The sequence below is a fragment of the Stenotrophomonas sp. genome (assembly GCF_035634915.1).
In the GTDB taxonomy this organism is placed as follows: Bacteria; Pseudomonadota; Gammaproteobacteria; order Xanthomonadales; family Xanthomonadaceae; genus Stenotrophomonas.
This window is the reverse complement of the sequence record NZ_DASQCB010000025.1, coordinates 1-22,152: the sequence shown is the minus strand read 5'-3', so window position 1 is coordinate 22,152 and position 22,152 is coordinate 1. Positions and strand designations below refer to the sequence as shown.

Below are 22,152 nucleotides of genomic sequence, written 5' to 3'. Positions count from 1 at the left end.
GGCGCCGGTGGCCAGGCTGTTGAAGCCCACGGCGGTGGCATTGGCGGCTACGGCAGTAGCGCCGCCGCCGAGTGCGGTGGCGCCATCGCCAATGGCGTTGGCGGCTTCACCGGCCGCCAGTGCGCTGTCACCTTCAGCCAGGGCGCCGGCATCGCTGTTTTCGCTGCCGGCCGCCTGGAAGTACTTGGCGGTGTTCTCTGCCGTGGCGGCAACCGCATCCAGCTGGTCCTTGTTCACCGCGTCGGTGCCTTCCGTACCGGCGGCGACGTTGGTGATCTGGCGGGTATTGCCATTGCCGCCGACCGACACGGTGTTGTCGCGGTCGGCAATCGAATCGGCACCCAGCGCCACGCTGTTGGCGCCCTGCGCTTCGGCAGCATTGCCCAGCGCGGTGCTGTTGGTACCCGGTGCCCAGGCGCCACCACCGACGGCGGTGGAGTAATCACCGGAGGCTTCGGTGGGCAGCAGGCCAAACAAGGCGCCGCCCACGGCCACCGAGTTGGTGCCGGTGGCCAGGCTGCTCTGGCCGGTGGCGGTGCTGTAGGCGCCGCTGGCCTGCGCATCACCACCCACGGCCACGCTGTTGGAGCCGGTGGCGCTGGCGGCATTGCCGACGGCGGTGGCATTGAACGCCGAGGCGTTGGACAGGCCGCCCAGTGCAGTGCTGTAGCCGCCGGTGGCTTCGGCGCCCACACCGAAGCTGGCCGATGCGGTACCGCTGGCGGCACTGCCGGCACCCACGCTGGTGCTGCCACTGCCCGTCGCCTGCGCCTGCGCGCCGACGGCGGTGGCACTGTCGGCAGTGGCCTGCGCGCCGTTGCCCAGCGCCGTGGTGTCGTCGCCGCTGGCAACCGCCGATGCACCGGCCGCCAGTGCGCCCTCGCCGTCGATCTGCGCGGCGTCGCTGTCATCACCCGCGCCATCGGCCTTGAAATAGCGGCTGCCCTCGGCCGTAGCAGTGGCCAGCGCGGCCTGGGTGGCCTGCGCCTGGGCCCGTGCCTGGGCATCGAGCTGCGCGCGGTTGACCGCATCGGTCGCGGCCGTGCCCGCCGCCACGTTGGTGATCTGTCGTTCGTTGCCTGCCGCGCCCACCGAAACGGTATTGGCACGGTTGGCGGTGGAGCCCGCTCCCAGGGCAACGCTGTTGGCGGCGCTGGCAGTGCTGCCGGTGCCCACCGCCACCGCATTGCGGCCGCTGGCGTTGGCGCTGCCGTCCACCACGCACTGGTCGATCAGGCTGCTGCTGAGGGTGACGCAGTTGGCGTTGCCACCGATTTCCACCGACTGCGCGGCGGCCAGGCCCGTACCTCCCAGTCCCATGGCCAGAGCAAGCGCTGCGGCCAGCGTCAGCGGCCGGATCGAGTCACCGTTGCGGCGCTGGTCGACGACCCCACCGCGCGTGTCGGAAGAGGCCAGTTCCGAGGCCACCACCAACTGACCCAACGCTTTGTTCCAGACCTTGCGATAAATCCGATTCATCGGTACGGCTCCTGATTTTGGACTGGTTTTGGGCAAAGCAACGCCAGCGCCGGACCTTCTGGTCCAACGTCCCCTCGGGGCGTTATTCGCGTGATTTACTGCGGGTATTGCCGGACGGCGCGCAACGACAGAAAACCGGGCGCAGGCGACGTGCGGTTACTGCGGTATGAACAGATTTGAAACAGGGCCCAAGTGTTAACGGCAACTTTCTGCATCGTCAAGACTTTGACGCAGCAATTCCCATTGCCGTGAAGCAGTTCACGGTTTCACGCATTTAGTGAAGGGTTTTGTTAGAAACACGTGACGAAGTGTTGGCGCCATGTAAATGCATGTAACTGACGGCTGCGACAGGATTTTCCGCCCGCATAAAGAAAAACCCGACAGTTGCCTGCCGGGTTTTCCGTACTTCATCGGATTGCAGCCTGCGCGGCGCGTGCGCGATCAGCCGCACCACACCCGCGCGTTGCGGAACATGCGCATCCACGGCGAATCACCCTGCCACTCGGCCGGGGCCCAGCTCAGGTTGAGCGCACGCGGCGTGCGCTCCGGGTGCGGCATCATGATGGTGACGCGACCGTCGGTGCTGGTCAGGCCGGTGATGCCCTCCGGCGAACCGTTCGGGTTCAGCGGGTACTGGCTGGCGACGTTGCCGTTGCCATCGACGTAGCGCAGCGCCACGCGCGCGGTGGCCTGGTCCACGGCGTTGTCGAACACCGCCTGGCCTTCGCCATGCGCCACCGCCACCTGCAGGCGCGAACCGGCCATGCCACGCAGCAGGATCGACGGCGACTCCACCACTTCCAGCAGCGCGGTGCGCGCTTCGAACTGTTCGCTGGCGTTGCGGCGGAACTGCGGCCAGTGCTCGGCACCGGGGATGATGTCCTTCAGCTGGCTCATCATCTGGCAGCCGTTGCACACGCCCAGGGCGAAGCTGTCTTCGCGGGCGAAGAACGCGGCGAACGCATCACGCAGCGCGCTGCGCTCCAGGATGGAGGTCGCCCAGCCACGACCGGCACCGAGCACGTCGCCGTAGCTGAAGCCGCCACAGGCCACCAGGCCGGTGAACTCCTGCAGGGCGACGCGGCCTTCGATGAGGTCGCTCATGTGCACATCGAAGGCGCGGAAGCCGGCGCGCTCGAAGGCGTTGGCCATTTCGATCTGGCCGTTGACGCCCTGCTCGCGCAGCACCGCCACGCGCGGACGCGCACCGGTGCTGATGAACGGTGCGGCCACGTCCTCGTTGAGGTCGAAGCTGAGCTTCGGCTTCAGGCCCGGTGCGGTGAACGCACGGGCCACCTCACGCTCGGCATCGGCATTGGCCGGATTGTCGCGGCGCTTCTGCATCGCATGGGTGACCGACCACCAGGCATCGAACAGCGCTTCCCAGCGCCATTCGGCCAGGTTCTCGCCGCCCAGCGACACGCGCACCACCGGTGCGGTGGTCGGCTTGGCGATGCGCTGCGCGCACTCGATCAGTGCATGGCGCTCGATCAGGTCGGCGAAGGCCGCACGGTCTTCGCGGGCAATCTGCACCACCGCACCCAGTTCTTCGTTGAACAGGCTGCGGAACGGATCATCGCCCCAGGCATCGAGGGTGATGTCCAGGCCCAGGCGCGAGGTGAAGGCCATTTCGCACAGTGCGGCGAAGGCACCACCGTCGCTGCGGTCGTGGTAGGCCAGCAGCAGGCCGGCCTGGCGCGCATCGCGGATCAGTTCGAAGAAACCACGCAGGCGCTGCGGGTCATCCAGGTCCGGGGCAGCACCGGCGAACGCCGGCAGGTCGCCATGGTCGGCATGCACCTGGGCCAGGATCGAACCGCCCAGGCGCTGCTTGCCGGCACCCAGGCCGATCAGCCACAGCTCACTGTCCACGTCACGGTCGAGCAGCGGGGTCAGCTGCTGGCGTACGTCGGCCACCGGCGCGAACGCCGAGATGACCAGCGACACCGGCGACACGCTCTTGTGCGCTTCGCCCTGGTCGTGCCACTGCGCCTGCATGGACAGCGAGTCCTTGCCGACCGGGATGCTGATGTCCAGCTGCGGGCACAGTTCCATGCCCACGGCCTTCACCGCGTCGTACAGCAGCGCGTCTTCGCCCGGGTGGCCGGCGGCGGCCATCCAGTTCGCCGACAGCTTGATTTCATCCAGTGCGTCGACCGGCGCCGCGCACAGGTTGGTCAGTGCTTCGCCCACGGCCATGCGTGCCGAAGCCGCGGCATCGAGCAGGGCCAGCGGGGTGCGCTCGCCCAGCGACATCGCTTCACCGGCCACGCCGTCGAAATCGGCCAGGGTGATGGCCACATCGGCCACCGGCAGCTGCCACGGGCCGACCATCTGCTCGCGCGCGGTGAGGCCGCCGACGCTGCGGTCACCAATGGTGACCAGGAAGTTCTTCGAGGCCACGGTCGGGTGCGCGAGCACGCGCAGGCCGGCGTCCTGCAGGTCCAGGCCACCGGTCTTCAGCGCCGGCCAGCGCGGGGCCGGCGGGTGCGCGGTGTCGCGGTGCATCTTCGGCGGCTTGCCGAACAGCACGTCCATCGGCAGATCGATCGGCGCATCGGCCGGGGTGTGGCCCGGCACGGCACCGTAGGCCACCACCAGGTGTTCTTCGGCAGTGGCCACGCCGACGGCGGCGAACGGGCAGCGTTCGCGGGCGCACAGCGCGGCGAACTCGGCCAGGCGTTCCTGGGCCACGCCCAGTACGTAGCGTTCCTGCGATTCGTTGCACCACAGCTGCATCGGCGACAGCGACGGGTCATCGGTGGGCACCTTGCCCAGGTCGATCACACCGCCGACGTTGGAGTCGTGCAGCAGCTCGGGAATGGCATTGGACAGGCCACCGGCGCCGACGTCGTGGAAGAACTTGATCGGGTTGTTGGCGCCCATCGCCACGCAGCGGTCGATGACCTCCTGGCAGCGACGCTCCATTTCCGGGTTGTCGCGCTGCACGCTGGCGAAGTCCAGGTCCTCGGCGCTTTCGCCGGAGGCCACCGAACTGGCGGCACCGCCACCGAGGCCGATCAGCATGGCCGGGCCACCCAGCACGATCACCGCGTCACCAGCCTGCAGCTTGATCTTGTCGACCTGGATGCGGTCGATCGCGCCCAGGCCGCCGGCCAGCATGATCGGCTTGTCGTAGGCGCGCACCAGGTCGGCGCCTTCAGGCAGCTCGAAGCTGCGGAAGTAGCCGAGCAGGTTCGGGCGGCCGAACTCGTTGTTGAACGCAGCGCCGCCAAGCGGACCATCGGTCATGATTTCCAGCGCCGGCGCCATGCGCGGGTTCAGCGCGCGCGGCGCTTCCCACGGCTGCGGCAGCTCGGGAATGCGCAGGTGCGAGACCGAGAAGCCGGACAGGCCGGCCTTCGGCTTGCCACCACGGCCGGTCGCGCCCTCATCGCGGATTTCGCCACCGTTGCCGGTGGACGCGCCTGGGAACGGCGCGATCGCGGTCGGGTGGTTGTGCGTTTCCACCTTGATCTGGAAGGCGCTGGGCACCTGCGGTTCGCGGCGGTACTCGCCACTGGCCGGATCGGGGCGGTAGCGCGAGGCCGGGTGGCCTTCGATCACCGCGGCATTGTCGCTGTACGCGCTGAGCGTGTGCTGCGGGGTCTGCTGGTGGGTGTTCTTGATCATCCGGAACAGCGAACGGTCCTGTTCCTGGCCGTCGATGGTCCAGCTGGCGTTGAAGATCTTGTGGCGGCAGTGCTCGGAGTTGGCCTGCGCGAACATCATCAGTTCGACATCGGACGGCGAGCGGCCCAGCGCGGTGAAGCGTTCGCGCAGGTAGTCGATCTCATCCTGGGCCATGGCCAGGCCGAGGCGCTGGTTGGCGGCCTCCAGCTGGTCCACCGGCACGCGTTCCAGTTCACCCCGCGCCGGGGTGGTGAACAAGGCCTGGCCCTGGTCGACGGTATCCAGCACCGACTGCGTCATCGGGTCATGCAGGGCCTTGACCAGCGCCTGCTGGGCGGCAGCCTCGGTCGGCCAGCCCTGCACGTCGATGCGCAGGCCGCGCTCGACCCGGCTGACCGGCTGGCCGGCACCGCGGACCAGTTCGGTGGCCTTGCTGGACCAGGGCGACAGCGTGCCCAGGCGGGGCACGACGATGCGACTGACGGCGCCGTCGGCGACGGCCTCGGCCTGCGGCTGGGCTTCCAGGATGCGGCACAGGGTGGCCACGTCGGGGGCGGCCGTGCCTTCGGGCTGGACGAAGTAGACGTGCCAGGCACCGCTGATGCGCAGGGAGGGAGCGATGGACTGCAGGCGGGATTCAAGGCGTTCGCGGCGGAACAGCGACAGGGCGGGCGCGCCCTCGAGGACCATCATGTCCGGGGAACCGTAGTTGGGAAACGGGCCCGACATTGTACCGGAACCGGGGGGGAGGGCTTTGGCCGGGCGGCGCCCGGCACCCGCAGAGGCGCCAAGCCACGGCAACGGCCACAGCAACAGCAACAGCCGGAGCAACAGCAACAGCGGGTTTCCTGGGGGATGGCGGGGTGGGTCCGGTTGCGGGGGACGCCGTAAACCCATCCATGGGGGCTTGGTCGCGGCATCCATGCCGCTCACACCCCCGCAACCGGACCCACCCCGCCTTCGACAGTTCCCCGCGAGCTGCCGGCACGGCACGGGGTCGGATCGCGTTCCCTGGCAACGGGCTCTGACCCTGGTTCTGCGACGCGCGGCCGCTGGCCGGCAACAGGTAAACAAAGCAAAAGCAGGAAATCAGGCATCGAGAGCGCAGCGACCGGCTTTTGCTTTTGAATTTTCTTTTGTCTTTCGTGGCTGGCGCGCGCAGGAACCTGTCCAAGGCCGGGCAGGTCGGGTCAGGCGGGGTGTCCGCGGCATGGATGCCGCGGCCAAGCCCCCATGGATGGGTTCACGGCGTCCCCGCCTGACCCCACCCGCCCGGCCCTCCCCCAGAAATCCGCTGTTCGCGGAAATCACCAGCCACGAGGGGGCTCCGCCGATGGCAGCCAACCGCGCGCCAGCGCAACTCTTCGCCCGAATCCCGGAACCATGCGCTGGCTCACGGATTGACCCGACAATTGATGACAACGTTGTCCCTACCCGGCCAGCCGGACTCTCTCCCCGGCCCGGCCTGGTACCCCGTCCGCCCCATCGTCGCCCTCCCCGGGCGACGTCCGGACCTGCGTCACGCGCGGCGCCATCCGGGCCCGCGCGCCACCGGAAGTCGGAGACCCACCATGTACGACACGTGTCTGCAGAGTGCCGATGTACGCAGTGCCGAACGCTCCTCCCGCTCCCTCCGCCCGCGCCGCCTGGCCTGGCTGCTGGCCCTGGCCGCCGGGGCCGCTGCCCTGCCCGGCCTGGCCCAGGCGGCCAGCTGTGCCGGCGTCGCCGAATGGGACCAGGCCAAGATCTACCGGGCCGGCGACACCCTGCAGAAGGGGGGTGTCCTGTACCGGGCGAACCAGGACATCTGGAACGCACCGCCGGACCATCCGGCCGGCGCGCCCTACTACACCAACCTGGGCGCCTGTGATGGCGGCGGCGTCAACCAGCCACCGGTGGTCAGCCTGACCTCGCCCGCCAGTGGCGCCAGCTTCAGCGCCGGCAGCACGGTCACCGTGACCGCCACTGCCAGCGACCCGGACGGCAGCGTCAGCAAGGTCGAGTTCTTCCGCGATGGCAGCTCGATCGGCGTGGACACCAGCGCCCCGTACAGCGCCAGCTGGGCCAACGCCAGCGCCGGCAGCCACACCCTGCGCGCGGTGGCCACCGACAACAACAACGCCACCAGCAGCACACCCACCATCACCATCACCGTCAACGCCGCCAGCGGCGATACCACCGCGCCGAGCGTGCCCGGCGGGCTGGCCGTGGGCACCCGCACCGCCAGCAGCATCGCGCTGAGCTGGAGCCCATCCACCGACAACACGGCGGCAGCGGTCTGGCCGGCTACGACGTGTACCGCAACGGCAGCCTGGTCGGCTCGCCGTCCAGCGCCAGCTACGTCGATGGCGGCCTGACCGCCTCGACCACTTACAGCTACCGGGTCCGCGCCCGTGACAACGCCGGCAACGCGTCGGCCCAGGGCACGGCGGTCAGCGCCAGCACGCTGGCCAACAGCGGCGGCGGCACCGGCAAACGGGTCATCGGTTACTTCACCCAGTGGGGCATCTACGGCCGCAACTACCGGGTGAAGAACATCGACAGCAGTGGTTCGGCCGAACGCCTCACCCACATCAACTATGCCTTCGGCAATGTGCGCAACAACCGCTGCGAAGTGGGCATCACCCAGGCCTCGGACCCGAACACCGGTGCCGGTGGCGATGCGTTTGCCGATTACACCAAGGCCTTTGGTGCCGGTGAAAGCGTGAGCGGCGGCGCCGATACCTGGGACCAGCCGTTGCGTGGCAACTGGAACCAGCTCAAGCAGCTGAAGGCAAAGTACCCGAACCTGAAGGTGCTGATCTCGCTGGGCGGCTGGACCTGGTCGCGCGGCTTCTCCAGCGCCGCACGCCCTGAAAACCGCCAGGCCTTCGTCGCCTCCTGCATCGATGCCTACATCAAGGGCAACCTGCCGGTGACCGACGGTGCTGGTGGCACCGCCGCGGCACTGGGCGTGTTCGATGGCATCGACATCGACTGGGAGTACCCGGTGGCGTGTGGCATTGCCTGCGGCGCGCCTGAGGACAATGCCAACTTCACCGCACTGATGGCCGAGTTCCGCCGCCAGCTCGATGCCGTGCGCCCAGGCCTGCTGCTGACGGTGGCGGTGGGGGCGGGCGTGGACAAGATCCGGGTGACCGACCCGGCCGCGTACCACCCGTACCTGGACTACATCAACGTGATGACCTACGACTTCCACGGTGCGTGGGATGCGAAGACCAATCACCAGTCGGCCTTGTTCGATTCGCCCAATGACCCGTCCACCGGCGACCAGAAGCTGTACAACAGCAACGATGCCATCGAGGCCTTCATCAGCCGCGGCGTACCTGCAGCCAAGCTCAACCTGGGCATCGGCTACTACGGTCGTGGCTGGACCGGCGTGGCCAACGCCAGCAACGGCATGTACCAGACCGCCGGCGGCGCGGCACCGGGCACCTACGAGGCGGGCATCGAAGACTGGAAGGTGTTGAAGAACCTGGTCTGGCCGGGCTACACCGACAACACCGCCGGTGCCACGTGGATCTACAACGGCAGCACGTTGTGGAGCTTCGATACCCCGGCCAACATCACCCGCAAGATGGGCTATGTGAAGACCCAGGGGCTGGGCGGTGCGTTCGTCTGGGAGTTCAGTGGCGACGACGCACAGGGCACGCTGACCAAGGCGGTCAGTGACGGCCTGAAATAAGGAAAAAGCCGGGGACGCATCGCGTCCCCGGCTCCCCCATGGATTCAACATCCGCCGGGCATGGCCCGGCGACGTTCCACTCAGCGCTTGGCCGACAGCTTTTCCAGCGCCGCACGCAGCTGCGCCGGTGGCAGGTAACCCCCCAGCTGGGTGCCATCGGGCGCGAAGATGGCCGGCGTGCCACTCACGCCCAGCTGCTGGCCCAGCGTGTACTGCATGGCCACCGGGTTGGTGCAGTTCTTCGCCGGCACCGTGCCACCGCGCTTGGCATTGGTCAGCGCCTGGCGACGGTCGGCCGCGCACCAGACCGAGATCATGTCGGTGTAATCCTTGCTGCCCAGGCCCATGCGCGGAAATGCGAGGTATTCCACGGAAATGCCGTTGCGGTTCAGCTCGGCGATGTCCTGGTGCAGCTTGCGGCAATAACCACACTCGATATCGGTGAACACGCTGATGGTGTACTTCGCGTTCGGTGCGGCGAACACGATGCGGTCACCATGGTTGGCCTTGGCCAGCAGATCGCGCCGGTAACCCAGCAGGCCTTCGCTGTTGGCCGGGCCCTTGGCCTGGATGTCGTAGGGCTGCGACTGGAACAGGTAACGGCCGTCATCGGAAACGTACAGCAGCTGGCCCGACACCAGCACTTCGCGGAAGCCCGGGAACGGCGCCGCGCCGATGTAATCCACCTTGGAATTGGGGATGAGCGCGGCAAGTGCGGCGCGGACCGTCCGTTCGGACGTGCCGTTGGCGGCCGGGCTGGCCGTGGCGGCTGCCCTGGCGGCAGGCGGCGCGGGTTGGGCGCAGGCGGTCAGGCTCAGCGCGCTGAACAGTGCAGCGATGGCAAATCGGAACATGGGGCATCCGCAGGGAACCAGACCCCGGATTCTGACACAGGCCTGCGCAACGGGACGCGACCGCGCGCACGCCCTGCGTGACCGCCCGCGCAGGGCGTTCAGCCGCGGGGGTGGTGCCGCGCGTGCAGCTTCTGCAGGTGCTCGCGGGCGACCAGGGTGTAGATCTGGGTGGTGGACAGCGAACTGTGGCCCAGCAGCATCTGCAGCGCGCGCAGGTCGGCCCCGCGGTTCAACAGATGGGTGGCGAAGCTGTGCCGCAGGCCATGCGGGCTGATCCGTGCCGGGTCGATGCCGGCCACCTGCGCATGGCGCTTGACCAGATGCCAGAACGCCTGCCGGGTCAGTGCATGCAGGCTGGGCTCGACAAACAGCGGGGTCTGCCCGTCAGCCAGCGCATGGACCTTGCCCTTGCCCACCAGCTGCGGCCGCGACTGCTGCAGGTAGCGCTCCAGCCAGTGCTGGGATTCCTCGCCCAGCGGCACCAGACGTTCCTTGCTGCCCTTGCCGGTCACCCGCAGCACGCCCTGGCGCAGATTGACCGCCGTGGCCGGCAGCAGCACCAGCTCGCTCACGCGCAGCCCGGCGGCATACATCAGTTCCAGCATGGCGCGGTCGCGCAGCCCCAGCGGACTGTCGATGTCCGGCGCAGCCAGCAGGGCATCGATCTGGCTTTCGGCCAGCGCCTTGGGCAGCAGGCGGGGCAGCTTGGGTGGATCCAGCAGCGCGCTGGGGTCTTCGCTGCGCTCGCCACGGCGCACGCCATCGGCGAAGAACGCGCGCAGCGCCGACAGCAGGCGCGCATTGCTGCGTGGCGACCAGCCATGGCGCGTACGCCAGGCCAGGTAATCAAACAGCCCCGCGCGCTCGATGCCGGCCAGGCCGCCCTCGCGGCCATCCCTCCAGCGCGCCAGCCCTTCCAGATCACGCCGGTAGCTGTCCAGGGTGGCCCGGGCCAGGCCGTTCTCGGCCCAGATCGCATCGAGGAAGCGCTGGATGCGCACGCTGTCGTCGGCGCGCAGTTCCGGCAGCTGGGTGACCAGCTGGCGGCGTTCGGCAGGGGTGGAAATAAGGGCCATGCGTGCAGGATACGAGGGCCACTGCGGGCGCGGCCAGCTTTGCGTATGCTCGGCGCATGTCCCGCCCTGCCACCGACACGGCCACTGCGGCCGCCACCGAAACGCCCCGCCCGCGTGCGCTGCTGCCGTGGCGTGTGCTGGCCATGGTCTATGACGCATTGCCGGTGCTGGCGCTGTGGATGCTGGCCGGCACGCTGTTCACCCTGGCCTACACCTTCAGCGGCCATGCGCAGCGCGAGAACATCGCGCCCTTCAGCGCCTGGCAGTGGCTGCTGTGGGCGGTGTGCTGGGGGGTGACCGGGTGGTACGCCACGGCCAGCTGGTGCCGCGGCGGGCAGACCCTGGGCATGCGGCCGTGGCGGCTGAAGCTGGAATCACGTGATGGCACGCCGCTGCGGCGCCGCCAGCTGTGGCTGCGCTACGCGGTGGCCACGCTGTCGCTGCTGCTGGGTGGGCTGGGCTTCTGGTGGGCGTGGCTGGACCGCCAGCGCCTGACCTGGCATGACCGCGCCAGCGGCACCCGCGTGGTGCGGGTGCCGAAGCGCTGACACTATCCGCCGGGCATGGCCCGGCGCTGCCGATGTCTGCTTGGCGTCGAGCAAGCTCGACGCTACCTGGGGCTCAGGTTTCCGGCAGGATCACCGCCGGCTGCGCCCACAGATCGAAGAACTGCGACGAGAACGCTGTGGCCTTGACGTCGTCCGGCACCGGGATTTTTCCATTCAGCGCCCCGCGGGTGGCACCGAAGTCCTGCCACAGCTTCAGGCTCGCCTTCTTCAGGCGCTTCTGCTCACCGGCATCGCTGGCGGCCAGGTACTGCGCATACAGCTCGCGCATCGGCTTGCCCTGCTCTTCAAACGCCGCCGGCAATTCCGGCAGGGTGGCCGCAGTGAACGTGACCGTCGCCTCCGGCGTCTGGTAGCCACCAGGGCCAAAGGCGGCGCGCAGATCGTCCGCGGCATCGAGGTACTCGAAGAAGCCGGGCACGTTGTAGAGCTTGGTGCGGTAATCCGATGAGGTATCCGGGCTGTTGGAGACCACCATGGTCGGCAGTTCGCCCAGCAGGCCGATATCCCAGCGGCGCGGAACGAACAGGCCGGTCACCTTCACGTAGGGGCCTTCGATCTCCACATCGTTCAGCTCAACCTTCGAGGCCAGGCCACCGGAATTGGTCTTGCTGGTGACGTACTGCTCGGTGACGATCACGTACTCGCCCAGGGTCGGGTTGATCAGGCCGCCATTGCCGCCGGCATACACCACCATCCGCACCGTGCCGATCTTCTCGCTCTGCAGACGGTACTGCCCGGGCTCCAGGCTGATGGGCACGGCGGTGTGGGCCGGGATGACGTGCGGCTGCGCGTCGATTGTCAGGGTGACCGGCTTGTCGGTCGGGTTGTCGATCTCGAAATCGACCGGACGTGAACAGCCCACCAGCAACAGCAGTGCGGCAAGCGAGGGAAACAGGCGTGTACGGATCATGTTCATCCTTGAGGGTGAAGCGGCGTGCGCAACGCGCGCGCTCGCGATAAAGGCAGAGCCCGCGTGGGAACACGCGGGCCCGCCGGGTCCAGTGAAACGATTGCGGGTGCTCGACGCTACCTGCGCCGGAACAGCCAACCAGACACCGCCAGCATGACGATGGGCGGCAACGCATAGGCGATACGGTAATCGAATTTCAGCGCGCCGGCCATGCGCCCGAAGAACAGCTGCAGCAGCCAGAAACCCAGTGCAAACAGGATGCCCAGGAACAGGCGCTTGCCCATGCCGCCGCTGCGCAGCGAACCGAACGCGAACGGCACCGCGGCCAGGCACAGCGCCAGCACGTTCAACGGGTAGAACCAGCGGCTCCAGTAGATGTCCTCGAAATCACGGGCGTCCAGGCCGTTGCGTTCGCGGTATTCAATGCTGGTGCGCAGCTCGGCCACGCTCAGGTTGCGCGGCTTGGCGATGCCGGTCGCCAGCGCGCCGGCATCCAGCTGGGAATCCCATTTCTCGCGTGCGGCTTCCTCGCGGGTCGCGCCACGCTCGGCGAAGGTGTCACGCTTGACCCGGGTCAGCACCCAACCGTCCTTGTCGTGCTCGGCGGTGGCGGCGTGGGTCAGCGAGGCGATGTTGCCGTCTTCGGCGATGCGGTACAGGCGCACGTCACGCAGGATCAGCCGTGTGCCCTTGTCACCGACCAGCTGCTCTTCGCCACTGGCGGCATTGAGGAAGGTGTCGCCCTCGCGTGCCCACAGGCCCGAATAGCGGGCCGTGGTCACATCGGTGCCCCACTTGGCGCTCATCTTCAGCGCATCGGCCCGGTTCTGGCCCCACGGCCCCAGGGTCTCGGCACTGATCACCATCACACCGGTCAGCAGCGACAGCGCGATCGCCACCGACACGCTCAGGCGCTTGCGCGACAGGCCCAGCGCGCGCAGTGCGGTCAGCTCGGAGGTCGCGGCCAGCTGGCCCAGGCCCATCAGCGCACCGATCACCGCGGCGGTCGGGAAGAACGTATAGGCACGGCGCGGTACGGTGTACAGCACCCACGCGGCGGCATGGCCCAGCGAGTAGCCGTTCTTGCCGATGTCCTTGAACTCGCCGGAGAACGCCATCACCACGTCCAGACCGGTCAGCACCGCCCAGGTGAGCAGCACGGTGGTGAACACCGCACGGCCCAGGTAGAAATCGAAACGCATCGGTCGCAGCATCATGCGCGGGCTCCCTTCGGGCGCGCCAGGCGGCCATCGCGGAAATACATCCACAGCGCAAAGGCCAGCAGCGGCAGGGTCAGCCACCACAGGCCCAGCGCGCCGGGAACCTTGCCGTCGGCAATCCAGCCGGCGCCGATGAAGGTCAGATTGGTGCCGACCATGTAGGCCAGCAGGGCCAGCATCATCCGGCCATAGCGCTGCTGGCGCGGCGAGCTGCGGCCCAGCGGCACGGTCAGCAAAGCAAAGGCCAGAGCGATCAGCGGCGGGGCGATGCGGCGGTGCAGCTGGGCCTTGGCCTCGGCACGGTCGTCAGCCAGCAACTGCAGGGTCGGCATCAGCTCGGGATCGTCCTCGGCCTTGGTCTGGGCGCCGTCGGGCAGGGCCACATCGTTGCGGGCAAAGGTCGCCAGGCGGTAATCCAGCGCACCGGCCAGCGGCCCCTCCACCTGATGGCCGTCATCCAGCTCCAGGAAGCGCTGCTGCTTGCCTTCGAAGAACATGCGGCCGCCGGCGGCGGACACCACTTCCAGGCGGTCATCTTTCTGCCGCTGCAGGAATACCCGGCCCAGCTGGGTGCCATCGGGCGAGATCGAGGACAGGTAGACCACCCCACCATTGGGCAGCGGGGTGAAGCGGCCCGGCTCCAGGCCGGCCATCAGCACGCTGCGGTTGGCATCCTGGATCATCTGCTCGGCGGTGCGGCCGGCCCACGGGCCCAGCCACAGCGAGCAGGCCCCGACCAGCAGCACCACCGGCACCACCAGCAGCAGCAGCGGCCGCAGCAGGCGCTTGGGGCCCACGCCAATGGCCGTCAGCACCGCCATTTCCGAATCGCGGTACAGGCGGCCGATGGCCAGCAGCAGGCCCAGCATCAGCGCCAGCGGCAGGATCAGCGGCATGTAGGCGACGAACTGCAGGCCCAGCTGCGAGAACAGCAGCTTGGCCGGCAGGCGTCCATCGGCGATGTTGCCGAGGATGTCCACCAGCACGCCGCCCACGCTGACCACCAGCAGGACGATCAGGGTAGCCAGGAAACTCTGGACGAAATCGCCCAGCAGGTATCGGTCGAGCTTCAGCATGGGGCGGTGGTTTAAACTCTGGGGTTCGTTCGCGGTGCCGCCCAGTCTACTGTCTGGGCGTAAACGGCCTGCGATTGTACGGACTCGCCAATGGAATCTGCTCAATGGCCCTCGAATTCACCCTGAACCACCTCGCGCCGGCCGCCGCCAGCGTTGACTGCCTGGTGGTCGGCGCCTATGCCGACCACTCCCTGACCCCGGCCGCGCAGGCCCTGGACGCCGCCAGCGGCGGCCGCCTGGCCGCTCTGGCCCAGCGCGGTGACCTGTCCGGCAAGACCGGCGCCACCACCCTGCTGCACGATCTGCCGGGCGTCAGCGCCCCCCGCGTGCTGGTGGTCGGCCTGGGCGAAGCAGCCCGTTTCGGCGTGCCGCAGTACCTGAAGGCCGTCGGCGACGCCGTGCGTGCGCTGAAGGCCGGCGCCGCCCGCAGCGCGCTGTTCACCCTGTCCGAAGTGGCCATCAAGGACCGCGACGCGGCCTGGGCGATCCGCCAGGCGGTGATTGCCGCCGACCACGCCGCCTACCGCTACACCGCCACCCTGGGCAAGAAGAAGGCCGATGACGCCGGCCTGGCCCAGTTGGCCATCGCCGGTGACGACGCCCAGGCCCTGGCCCAGGGCCAGGCCATCGCCGCCGGTGTCGAGTTCGCCCGCGAGCTGGGCAACCTGCCGCCGAACTACTGCACCCCGGCCTACCTGGCTGACGTGGGCGTGAAGTTCGCCGGCGAGCACGACGGCGCCGACGCCGAGATCCTCGACGAGCACCAGATGGAAGCGCTGGGCATGGGCTCGCTGCTGGCCGTGGCCCGTGGCTCGGCCAACCGCCCGCGCCTGGTCGTGCTCAAGTGGTCCGGCGGCGGCGACGCCAAGCCGTACGTGCTGGTCGGCAAGGGCATCACCTTCGATACCGGTGGCGTGAACCTGAAGACCCAGGGCGGCATCGAGGAAATGAAGTACGACATGTGCGGTGGCGCCAACGTCATCGGCACCTTCGTCGCCGCCGTGAAGGCCAAGCTGCCGCTGAACCTGGTGGTGGTCGTGCCGGCCGTGGAAAACGCCATCGACGGCAACGCTTACCGCCCGTCCGACGTGATCACCTCGATGTCGGGCAAGACCATCGAAGTGGGCAACACCGACGCCGAAGGCCGCCTGATCCTGTGCGATGCCCTGACCTACGCGCAGCGCTTCGAGCCGCAGGCCCTGGTCGACGTGGCCACCCTGACCGGTGCCTGCATGGTCGCCCTGGGCCACCAGACCGCCGGCCTGATGAGCAAGCACGACGATCTGGCCAACGACCTGCTGGCCGCCGGCGAGCACGTGTTCGACCGCGCCTGGCGCCTGCCGCTGTGGGATGAATACCAGCCGATGCTGGATTCGAGCTTCGCCGACGTCTACAACATCGGCGGCCGCTGGGCCGGCGCCATCACCGCCGGCTGCTTCCTGTCGCGCTTCGCCGAAGGCCAGCGCTGGGCCCATCTGGACATCGCTGGCGTGGCCAGCGACGAAGGCAAGCGTGGCATGGCCACCGGCCGCCCGGTCGGCCTGCTGAGCCAGTGGCTGCTGGACCAGGTCGCACGCGCCTGATGCCGTACCTGCCCCTGGCCGGCGCCCGCCGGCCGGGGCATCCTCCGGCCTGCCCCCGCCCGGCATGCCGGGCCCCTGCCCGACCCGGACCCTGCCATGCCCCGCGCTGATTTCTACCTGATCGCCAAGCCCCGCTTCCTGACCGAGCCCCTGCGGCTGGTCTGCGAGCTGGCGCGCAAGGCCAACGATGCCGGGCTGCCCGCCCTGGTGCTGGCCCGCGACCAGGCCCAGGCCGAAGAACTGGACGAACTGCTCTGGTCGTTCGACGAGGATGCCTACATCCCGCACCAGATCGTCGGCGAGGACGTGGACGAGGAAGAGGCCGTGGTGCTGATTTCCATCCCCGGCGACGAGGCGCCGATGCGCCCGCTGGTGATCAACCTGCGCGACGAGCCTTGGCTGGGCCAGTGCGAGCGCGTGCTGGAAGTGGTGCCGGCCGACCCGGAAGCGCGCGAGCCGCTGCGCGAGCGCTGGCGCCAGTACAAGACCGCCGGCTACGACCTGAACAAGCACGACATGTGAGCGCGGCGCGGCCCTCTTGATGGGCCGCCCCGCTGCCCTGATCCTTCAACGATTACCTCCTGGTTCCCCCGCATGACCCAACTCGCCTCCAGCTACGACCCGAAGTCCTTCGAGACCGACCTCTACGAGGCCTGGGAGAAGGCCGGCCACTTCAAGCCGTCCGGCAAGGGCGAGCCCTATACCATCCTGCTGCCGCCGCCGAACGTGACCGGCACCCTGCACATGGGCCATGCCTTCCAGCAGACCCTGATGGATGCGCTGGTGCGCTACCACCGCATGCGTGGCTACGACACGCTGTGGCAGGTCGGTACCGACCATGCCGGCATCGCCACCGAAATGGTGGTCAGCCGCAACCTGGCGCTGGAAGGCAAGGGCGAGACCCGCGATTCGCTGGGCCGCGAAGGCTTCATCGGCAAGGTGTGGGAGTGGAAGCAGCAGTCCGGTGACACCATCGAGCGGCAGATGCGCCGCTTGGGCACTTCGGCCGACTGGTCGCGCAGCACCTTCACCATGGACCCGCAGCCGTCCGAAGCGGTGGTCGAGGCCTTCGTGCGCTGGCACGAACAGGGCCTGATCTACCGCGGCCAGCGCCTGGTCAACTGGGACCCGGTGCTGAAGACCGCGATCTCGGACCTGGAAGTGGAGAGCGCCGAGGAAGACGGTTTCCTGTGGTCGATCGCCTACACGCTGGACGAGGGCCTGAGCTACGAGCACGTCGAGCGCGATGCCGACGGCGTGGAAACCCTGCGCGAGACCCGCGATTACCTGGTGGTGGCCACCACCCGCCCGGAAACGCTGCTGGGCGACACCGCGGTGATGGTGCACCCGGAAGACGAGCGCTATGCGCACCTGATCGGCAAGAGCGTGGTGCTGCCGCTGACCGGCCGCCGCGTGCCGGTGATCGCCGATGACTACGTCGACCGCGCGTTCGGTACCGGCGTGGTCAAGGTCACCCCGGCGCACGATTTCAACGATTACCAGGTGGGCGTGCGCCACAGCCTGCCGATGATCAACCTGTTCACCCCGGTGGCGGCGCTGAATGAAAACGCGCCCGAACGCTTCCAGGGCATGGACCGCTACGAAGCGCGCAAGGCCGTGCTGGGCGAACTGGAAGACCTGGGCATCCTGGTGGAAACCAAGGCGCACAAGCTGCAGGTGCCGCGCGGCGACCGTACCGGCCAGGTGATCGAGCCCTACCTGACCGACCAGTGGTTCGTGAAGATGGACGAGCTGGCGCGTCGTGGCCTGGAACTCGTGGAGAACGGTTCGATCGCCTTCGTGCCGCCGAACTGGATCAACACCTATCGCCACTGGATGAACAACATCCAGGACTGGTGCATCAGCCGCCAGCTGTGGTGGGGCCACCGCATTCCGGCCTGGTTCGATGCCGCCACCGGCAGCTGCTACGTCGGCCGCAGCGAAAGCGAAGTGCGCGCAAAGAACAATCTGGGCAGCGACGTGGTGCTGAGCCAGGAAAGCGACGTGCTGGAAACCTGGTTCTCCTCGCAGATCTGGCCGTTCTCCACCCTGGGCTGGCCGAACGAACAGGCCATGGCCGAGCGCGGTTTCGACCGCTACCTGCCGTCGTCGGTGCTGGTCACCGGCTTCGACATCATCTTCTTCTGGGTGGCGCGCATGATCATGGCCACCGACAACCTGACCGGCAAGATTCCGTTCAAGGACGTCTACTTCACCGGCCTGATCCGCGACGGCCAGGGCCAGAAGATGTCCAAGAGCAAGGGCAACGTGCTCGACCCGCTGGACATCATCGACGGCATCGCCATCGATGATCTGGTGGCCAAACGCACCGGCGGCCTGATGCAGCCGAAGATGGTGGAGAAGATCGAGAAGGCCACCCGCAAGGAATTCCCGGACGGCATCGCCGCGCACGGGGCCGACGCGCTGCGCTTCACCATCGCCGCGCTGGCCACCCACGGCCGCGACATCAAGTTCGACATGAACCGCGCCGAGGGTTACAAGAACTTCTGCAACAAGCTGTGGAACGCCAGCCGCTTCACCCTGATGAACACCGAGGGTGCTGCGTTCAACGGCGTGCCGACCCCGCGCACCGATGCCGAGCGCTGGATCCTGGCGCGCCTGGCCGCAGTGTCCGCCGAGGCACAGGGCCATTACGCCAACTACCGCTTCGACCTGCTGGCGCAGTGCCTGTATGAGTTCGCCTGGAACGAGTTCTGCGACTGGTTCCTGGAACTGAGCAAGCCGGCACTGAACGGTGGCGACGCCGCCGACGCCGACAGCACCCGCCACACCCTGCTGTACGTGCTGGAAGCGCTGCTGCGCCTGCTGCACCCGCTCACCCCGTTCATTACCGAACAGCTGTGGCAGCAGCTGGCCCCGCGCCTGGGCCTGGCCGAAACCACGCTGTCGCTGCGCCCCTACCCGACCGCCGACGAATTCGCCGGTGATTTCGCCCAGGCCGAGGCCGACGTGGAATGGCTGAAAGCGGTGATCAGTGCGGTGCGCCGCGTGCGCAGCGAACTGAACGTGGCCCCGTCCAAGCTGGTGCCGCTGCGCCTGCAGGCCGGCCTGGAGCTGGACCGCGTGCGTATCGAACGCTTCAGCGCCTCGCTGTCGTTCCTGCTGAAGCTGGACAGCATCCAGTGGCTGGCCGAAGGCGAAAGCGCGCCGCCGGCCGCCGCTGCGATTGTGGGCGAGCTGAAGCTGCTGGTGCCGCTGGAAGGCCTGGTCGATCTGGATGCCGAGCGCGCGCGCCTGGACAAGGAGATCAAGCGCGTGGAAGGCGAGAAGGAAAAGAGCGAAACCAAGCTGGCCAAGTTCACCGACAAGGTGCCGCCGGCCGTGGTCGAGCAGGAACGCGTGCGCCTGATGGACTGGAATACCCAGCTGGCCGGCCTGCAGGAACAGCGCGCGAAGCTGTAACGCTGCGCGGGTGAAATGTGCCAACCAAGGTTGGCACCTACCTCGCCCCGCTCTGGCAGGTGCGGACCTTGGTCCGCACTGCCTTCGCTCTGGTAGGTGCGGACCTTGGTCCGCACTGAGCAATGTGCCAACCAAGGTTGGCACCTACCGGGCAGGCAGCACCGGGGCCATGCCCGGCGAGCGCAGCGGCCATGCGACGCCGATTACAACGGTGGCATGACCTGCAAGTCGTCGTTCACCAGTTCAATCGCCATCACCAGCGCATCCTCGCGGCCATGCGCGGCCGGGTAATAGCGCGGGCGGCGACCGATCTCGTTGAAGCCTTCGCTGTGGTACAGCGCCAGGGCCGGCGCATTGGAAGGGCGCACTTCCAGGAACACGCGCTGCGCGCCGCGGTCACCGGCCAGGCGCACCAGTGCACGCATCAGCTGCCGGCCCAGGCCATGCGACTGTTCCAGCGGATCGATGCAGATGTTCAGCACGTGGGCTTCATCGGCGGCGATGCTCAGCACGCCGTAACCGATCAGTACGCCGTCACGCTCCATCGCCAGGCCGGGGTAACCCGCACGCAGGCAGTCCAGGAAAATGCCACGCGTCCACGGGTACGGGTAGCCACGCACTTCGATGGCCATCACCGCTGTGAGATCGCTTTCGCGCAGGGCGCGCATCGACACCGGGCCCGGCTGGGCGACCGCACTCATGGCGTGCCCCGCTTGCGCAGCGCGCGCAGCTGCGGCCACAGCGCACGCTTGGCCTTGGGATCACGGCGCAGCTGTTCCAGCGGCCAGCTGTCCATCAGCGCCTGCGTGGCAGGGTCATTCGGGTTGCAGCCGGAGGCGCGCAGCAGCGCGATCTGCAGGCGATCGGGCAGGCGCACCGACGGCTGACGCGCATTTCCGCCGGGCAGCGGCCGGGATGCCGCCGGGGCCGTATCCGGGGCGGCGACCGGCGTGGTCCGCGCCGGCGGCGCCGCGCGTTCGTACTGCACCGGTGCACGTTCGGACGACGCTTCGGCCGGGCGTTGCAGCGGCCGAGGCGCCTCATTGTGCACCGGTGCCGCGGCGGCCTCAGCCTCGGCCACGCTCAGCTGCAGCGCCGCGTCCAGCTCGGCGGCCAGCTGGCCGTCGTGGTAGACGGTGTAGCCCATGGCCTGCAGCCAGGCCTGCTGGGCCGGGGACCACAACACGGGCAGTTCCTCGCTCACGCGGCCTCGGGCTTCTTGCGCAGGCGCTGCGTGGCCCACATCACCGGGCCGGACAGCGCGTACAGGACCCCCACCACGAACAGCACGCGCGGCAGGTCGATGACCGCAATGGCAATGGCGATGGGCACCAGGGCCAGCACCAGGAACGGCACCCGGTCGGAACGGGTGCCCTTGGCAGCGCCACCCTTGAAGCTCCAGAAGCGGATGCGGCTGACCATCAGCAGGGCCGCGACCAGGGTGACGGCCAGTGCGACGAACCGCAGTTCATTGCCGTCCCAGCCCAGGTTGCCATCGGCGAAGGCCCAGACGAAGGACATCATCAGGCCGGCCGCAGCGGGGCTGGCCAGGCCGACGAACCAGCGCTTGTCGACCACCGCCACCTGGGTGTTGAAGCGGGCCAGGCGCAACGCCGCACAGGCGGCATAGAGGAACGCCACCGCCCAGCCGACGCGGCCGAGCAGCTCACCGTCCAGTTTCAGCGAGGACAGCGACCAGTGGTACATCACCAGCGCCGGGGCCATCCCGAAGCTGACCAGGTCGGCCAGCGAGTCGTACTGCACGCCGAATTCGCTGCTGGTGCCGGTCAGTCGCGCCACGCGACCATCCAGACCATCCATGACCGCGGCCACGAACACGGCGATGCTGGCGTTGACGAAATCGCCGTTGGCCGCCGCGATGATCGCGTAGAAGCCGGAGAACAGGCCTGCGGTGGTGAACAGGTTGGGCAGCAGGTAAATCGTGCGCGAGCGCGGCGGCGGTGTGATCGGGTCCATGGAATCCAGTTTAATCGACTTGCCAGCGGTCGGCGGCAATGCTGCAATCGGCGTTCTACGCCCATTCCATGGAGTTTGCCATGCGTGCCTTGTCCTGCCTGGGATGCCTGCTGCTGTTGGCCAGTGCCAACGCGCTGGCCGGGCCCGTCTACAAGTGGAAGGATGCCAAGGGCGTGACCCAGTATTCGGAGACGCCGCCGGCCGGTGCCAAGTATGAAACGCGGGCGCAGGCCCGCGGGGGCCAGGCTTCCGCCCCGGAGGCCGCCGAGGCCAAGCCGGTCCCCGAGCAATGCAGCACTGCCCGCGCCAATGCCGCCCTGCTGGGTGGCAGCGCGCCGGTGATGCAGGACACCGATGGCGATGGCAAGGCCGATACCGCACTGACGCCGGAGCAGCGCACGGCGCAGACGGCACTGGCCGAAGCGGCCATCAAGGCCTACTGCCCGCCGGAGGGTTGAGGGGTTTTTCGGCAGGGCTTGCAGCCCTGCACCTGCAGAAGCAACAGCAACAGCAACAGCAACAGCGGGCATTCCGTGGGATGGCGGGGCACTGTGGGTTTGCGGGGACGCCGTAAACCCGTCCATGGGGGCTTGGTCGCCGCATCCATGCGGCTCACACCCCGCAAACCCACAGTGCCCCGCCTTCGACAGGTTCACGCGGCTGTTGG

At 68.3% G+C, this 22,152-nt stretch carries 17 protein-coding genes; 7 read left to right on the top strand and 10 right to left on the bottom strand.

The window, feature by feature from the left end; all coding sequences use genetic code 11:
• The coding region (locus VER16_RS19335) for a YadA family autotransporter adhesin (RefSeq protein ID WP_324810931.1) at positions 1-1,479 on the bottom strand (1,479 nt) is incomplete at its 3' end.
• 441 nt (positions 1,480-1,920) lie between these two features.
• Positions 1,921-5,805, bottom strand: a complete 3,885-nt coding sequence (purL, locus tag VER16_RS19330) for a phosphoribosylformylglycinamidine synthase (protein WP_324810929.1) — start codon at positions 5,803-5,805, stop codon at positions 1,921-1,923.
• Positions 5,806-6,683: 878 nt separating this feature from the next.
• Between purL and VER16_RS19325 the strand changes: the two genes are divergently transcribed.
• Both VER16_RS19325 and VER16_RS19320 read left to right on the top strand, forming a co-directional pair.
• A complete protein-coding gene (locus VER16_RS19325; RefSeq protein WP_324810927.1) occupies positions 6,684-7,469 on the top strand; it encodes an Ig-like domain-containing protein in 786 nt (261 codons plus the stop codon).
• 89 nt (positions 7,470-7,558) lie between these two features.
• Positions 7,559-8,797 (top strand): glycoside hydrolase family 18 protein, encoded by a 1,239-nt coding sequence (locus VER16_RS19320; RefSeq protein ID WP_324810935.1) that lies wholly within the window; start codon positions 7,559-7,561, stop codon positions 8,795-8,797.
• Between the two features lie 80 nt (positions 8,798-8,877).
• Here the strand turns inward: VER16_RS19320 and VER16_RS19315 are convergent, their stop codons facing one another.
• Positions 8,878-9,651: a DsbC family protein gene (locus tag VER16_RS19315; RefSeq protein WP_324810925.1), complete on the bottom strand. Its 774-nt coding sequence runs from the start codon at positions 9,649-9,651 to the stop codon at positions 8,878-8,880.
• Positions 9,652-9,749: 98 nt separating this feature from the next.
• On the bottom strand, positions 9,750-10,727 hold the full coding sequence (xerD, locus tag VER16_RS19310) for a site-specific tyrosine recombinase XerD (protein ID WP_324810923.1): 978 nt from the start codon (positions 10,725-10,727) through the stop codon (positions 9,750-9,752).
• Between the two features lie 56 nt (positions 10,728-10,783).
• On the opposite strand from xerD, the gene VER16_RS19305 reads away from it, so the two are divergent.
• On the top strand, positions 10,784-11,275 hold the full coding sequence (locus VER16_RS19305) for an RDD family protein (RefSeq protein ID WP_324810921.1): 492 nt from the start codon (positions 10,784-10,786) through the stop codon (positions 11,273-11,275).
• A 73-nt stretch (positions 11,276-11,348) separates the two neighbouring features.
• Here VER16_RS19305 and VER16_RS19300 read toward each other — a convergent pair whose 3' ends face one another.
• From VER16_RS19300 to lptF, 3 genes are all read right to left on the bottom strand, one after another.
• Positions 11,349-12,206 (bottom strand): hypothetical protein, encoded by an 858-nt coding sequence (locus VER16_RS19300; RefSeq protein WP_324810919.1) that lies wholly within the window; start codon positions 12,204-12,206, stop codon positions 11,349-11,351.
• Positions 12,207-12,322: 116 nt separating this feature from the next.
• Positions 12,323-13,423 carry an LPS export ABC transporter permease LptG gene (gene lptG, locus VER16_RS19295; RefSeq protein ID WP_324810917.1) on the bottom strand — a complete coding sequence of 367 codons (1,101 nt, stop codon included), beginning with the start codon at positions 13,421-13,423 and terminating at the stop codon, positions 12,323-12,325.
• Positions 13,420-14,502: an LPS export ABC transporter permease LptF gene (lptF, locus tag VER16_RS19290; RefSeq protein WP_324810915.1), complete on the bottom strand. Its 1,083-nt coding sequence runs from the start codon at positions 14,500-14,502 to the stop codon at positions 13,420-13,422. Before lptF ends, lptG begins: the two co-directional genes overlap by 4 nt.
• A 104-nt stretch (positions 14,503-14,606) precedes the next feature.
• On the opposite strand from lptF, the gene VER16_RS19285 reads away from it, so the two are divergent.
• The 3 genes from VER16_RS19285 to VER16_RS19275 all read left to right on the top strand — a co-directional run bounded on the left by VER16_RS19285 (position 14,607) and on the right by VER16_RS19275 (position 19,508).
• The gene (locus tag VER16_RS19285) at positions 14,607-16,085 is read left to right on the top strand and encodes a leucyl aminopeptidase (RefSeq protein WP_324810913.1); all 1,479 of its coding nucleotides are present in this window, start codon (positions 14,607-14,609) and stop codon (positions 16,083-16,085) included.
• A gap of 96 nt (positions 16,086-16,181) precedes the next feature.
• On the top strand, positions 16,182-16,607 hold the full coding sequence (locus VER16_RS19280) for a DNA polymerase III subunit chi (RefSeq protein ID WP_108745936.1): 426 nt from the start codon (positions 16,182-16,184) through the stop codon (positions 16,605-16,607).
• A 72-nt stretch (positions 16,608-16,679) separates the two neighbouring features.
• The gene (locus VER16_RS19275; protein WP_324810909.1) at positions 16,680-19,508 is read left to right on the top strand and encodes a valine--tRNA ligase; all 2,829 of its coding nucleotides are present in this window, start codon (positions 16,680-16,682) and stop codon (positions 19,506-19,508) included.
• Positions 19,509-19,711: 203 nt separating this feature from the next.
• On the opposite strand, the gene rimI is transcribed toward VER16_RS19275, so the two are convergent.
• From rimI to pssA, 3 genes are read right to left on the bottom strand one after another with little or no spacing between them, the layout of a single operon-like run.
• Positions 19,712-20,209: a ribosomal protein S18-alanine N-acetyltransferase gene (rimI, locus tag VER16_RS19270; protein WP_324810907.1), complete on the bottom strand. Its 498-nt coding sequence runs from the start codon at positions 20,207-20,209 to the stop codon at positions 19,712-19,714.
• Complete coding sequence (locus VER16_RS19265; RefSeq protein WP_414716078.1) at positions 20,206-20,712, bottom strand: hypothetical protein; 507 nt, start codon at positions 20,710-20,712, stop codon at positions 20,206-20,208. The genes rimI and VER16_RS19265 overlap by 4 nt, the downstream gene beginning before the upstream one ends.
• Positions 20,709-21,485: a CDP-diacylglycerol--serine O-phosphatidyltransferase gene (gene pssA, locus VER16_RS19260; RefSeq protein ID WP_324810905.1), complete on the bottom strand. Its 777-nt coding sequence runs from the start codon at positions 21,483-21,485 to the stop codon at positions 20,709-20,711. The genes VER16_RS19265 and pssA overlap by 4 nt, the downstream gene beginning before the upstream one ends.
• Before the next feature lie 80 nt (positions 21,486-21,565).
• Here pssA and VER16_RS19255 point away from each other — a divergent pair, with 80 nt between their 5' ends.
• Entirely contained in the window at positions 21,566-21,943 is a 378-nt protein-coding gene (locus VER16_RS19255; RefSeq protein WP_324810903.1) for a DUF4124 domain-containing protein, read from the top strand.
• Positions 21,944-22,152: the final 209 nt, after the last annotated feature.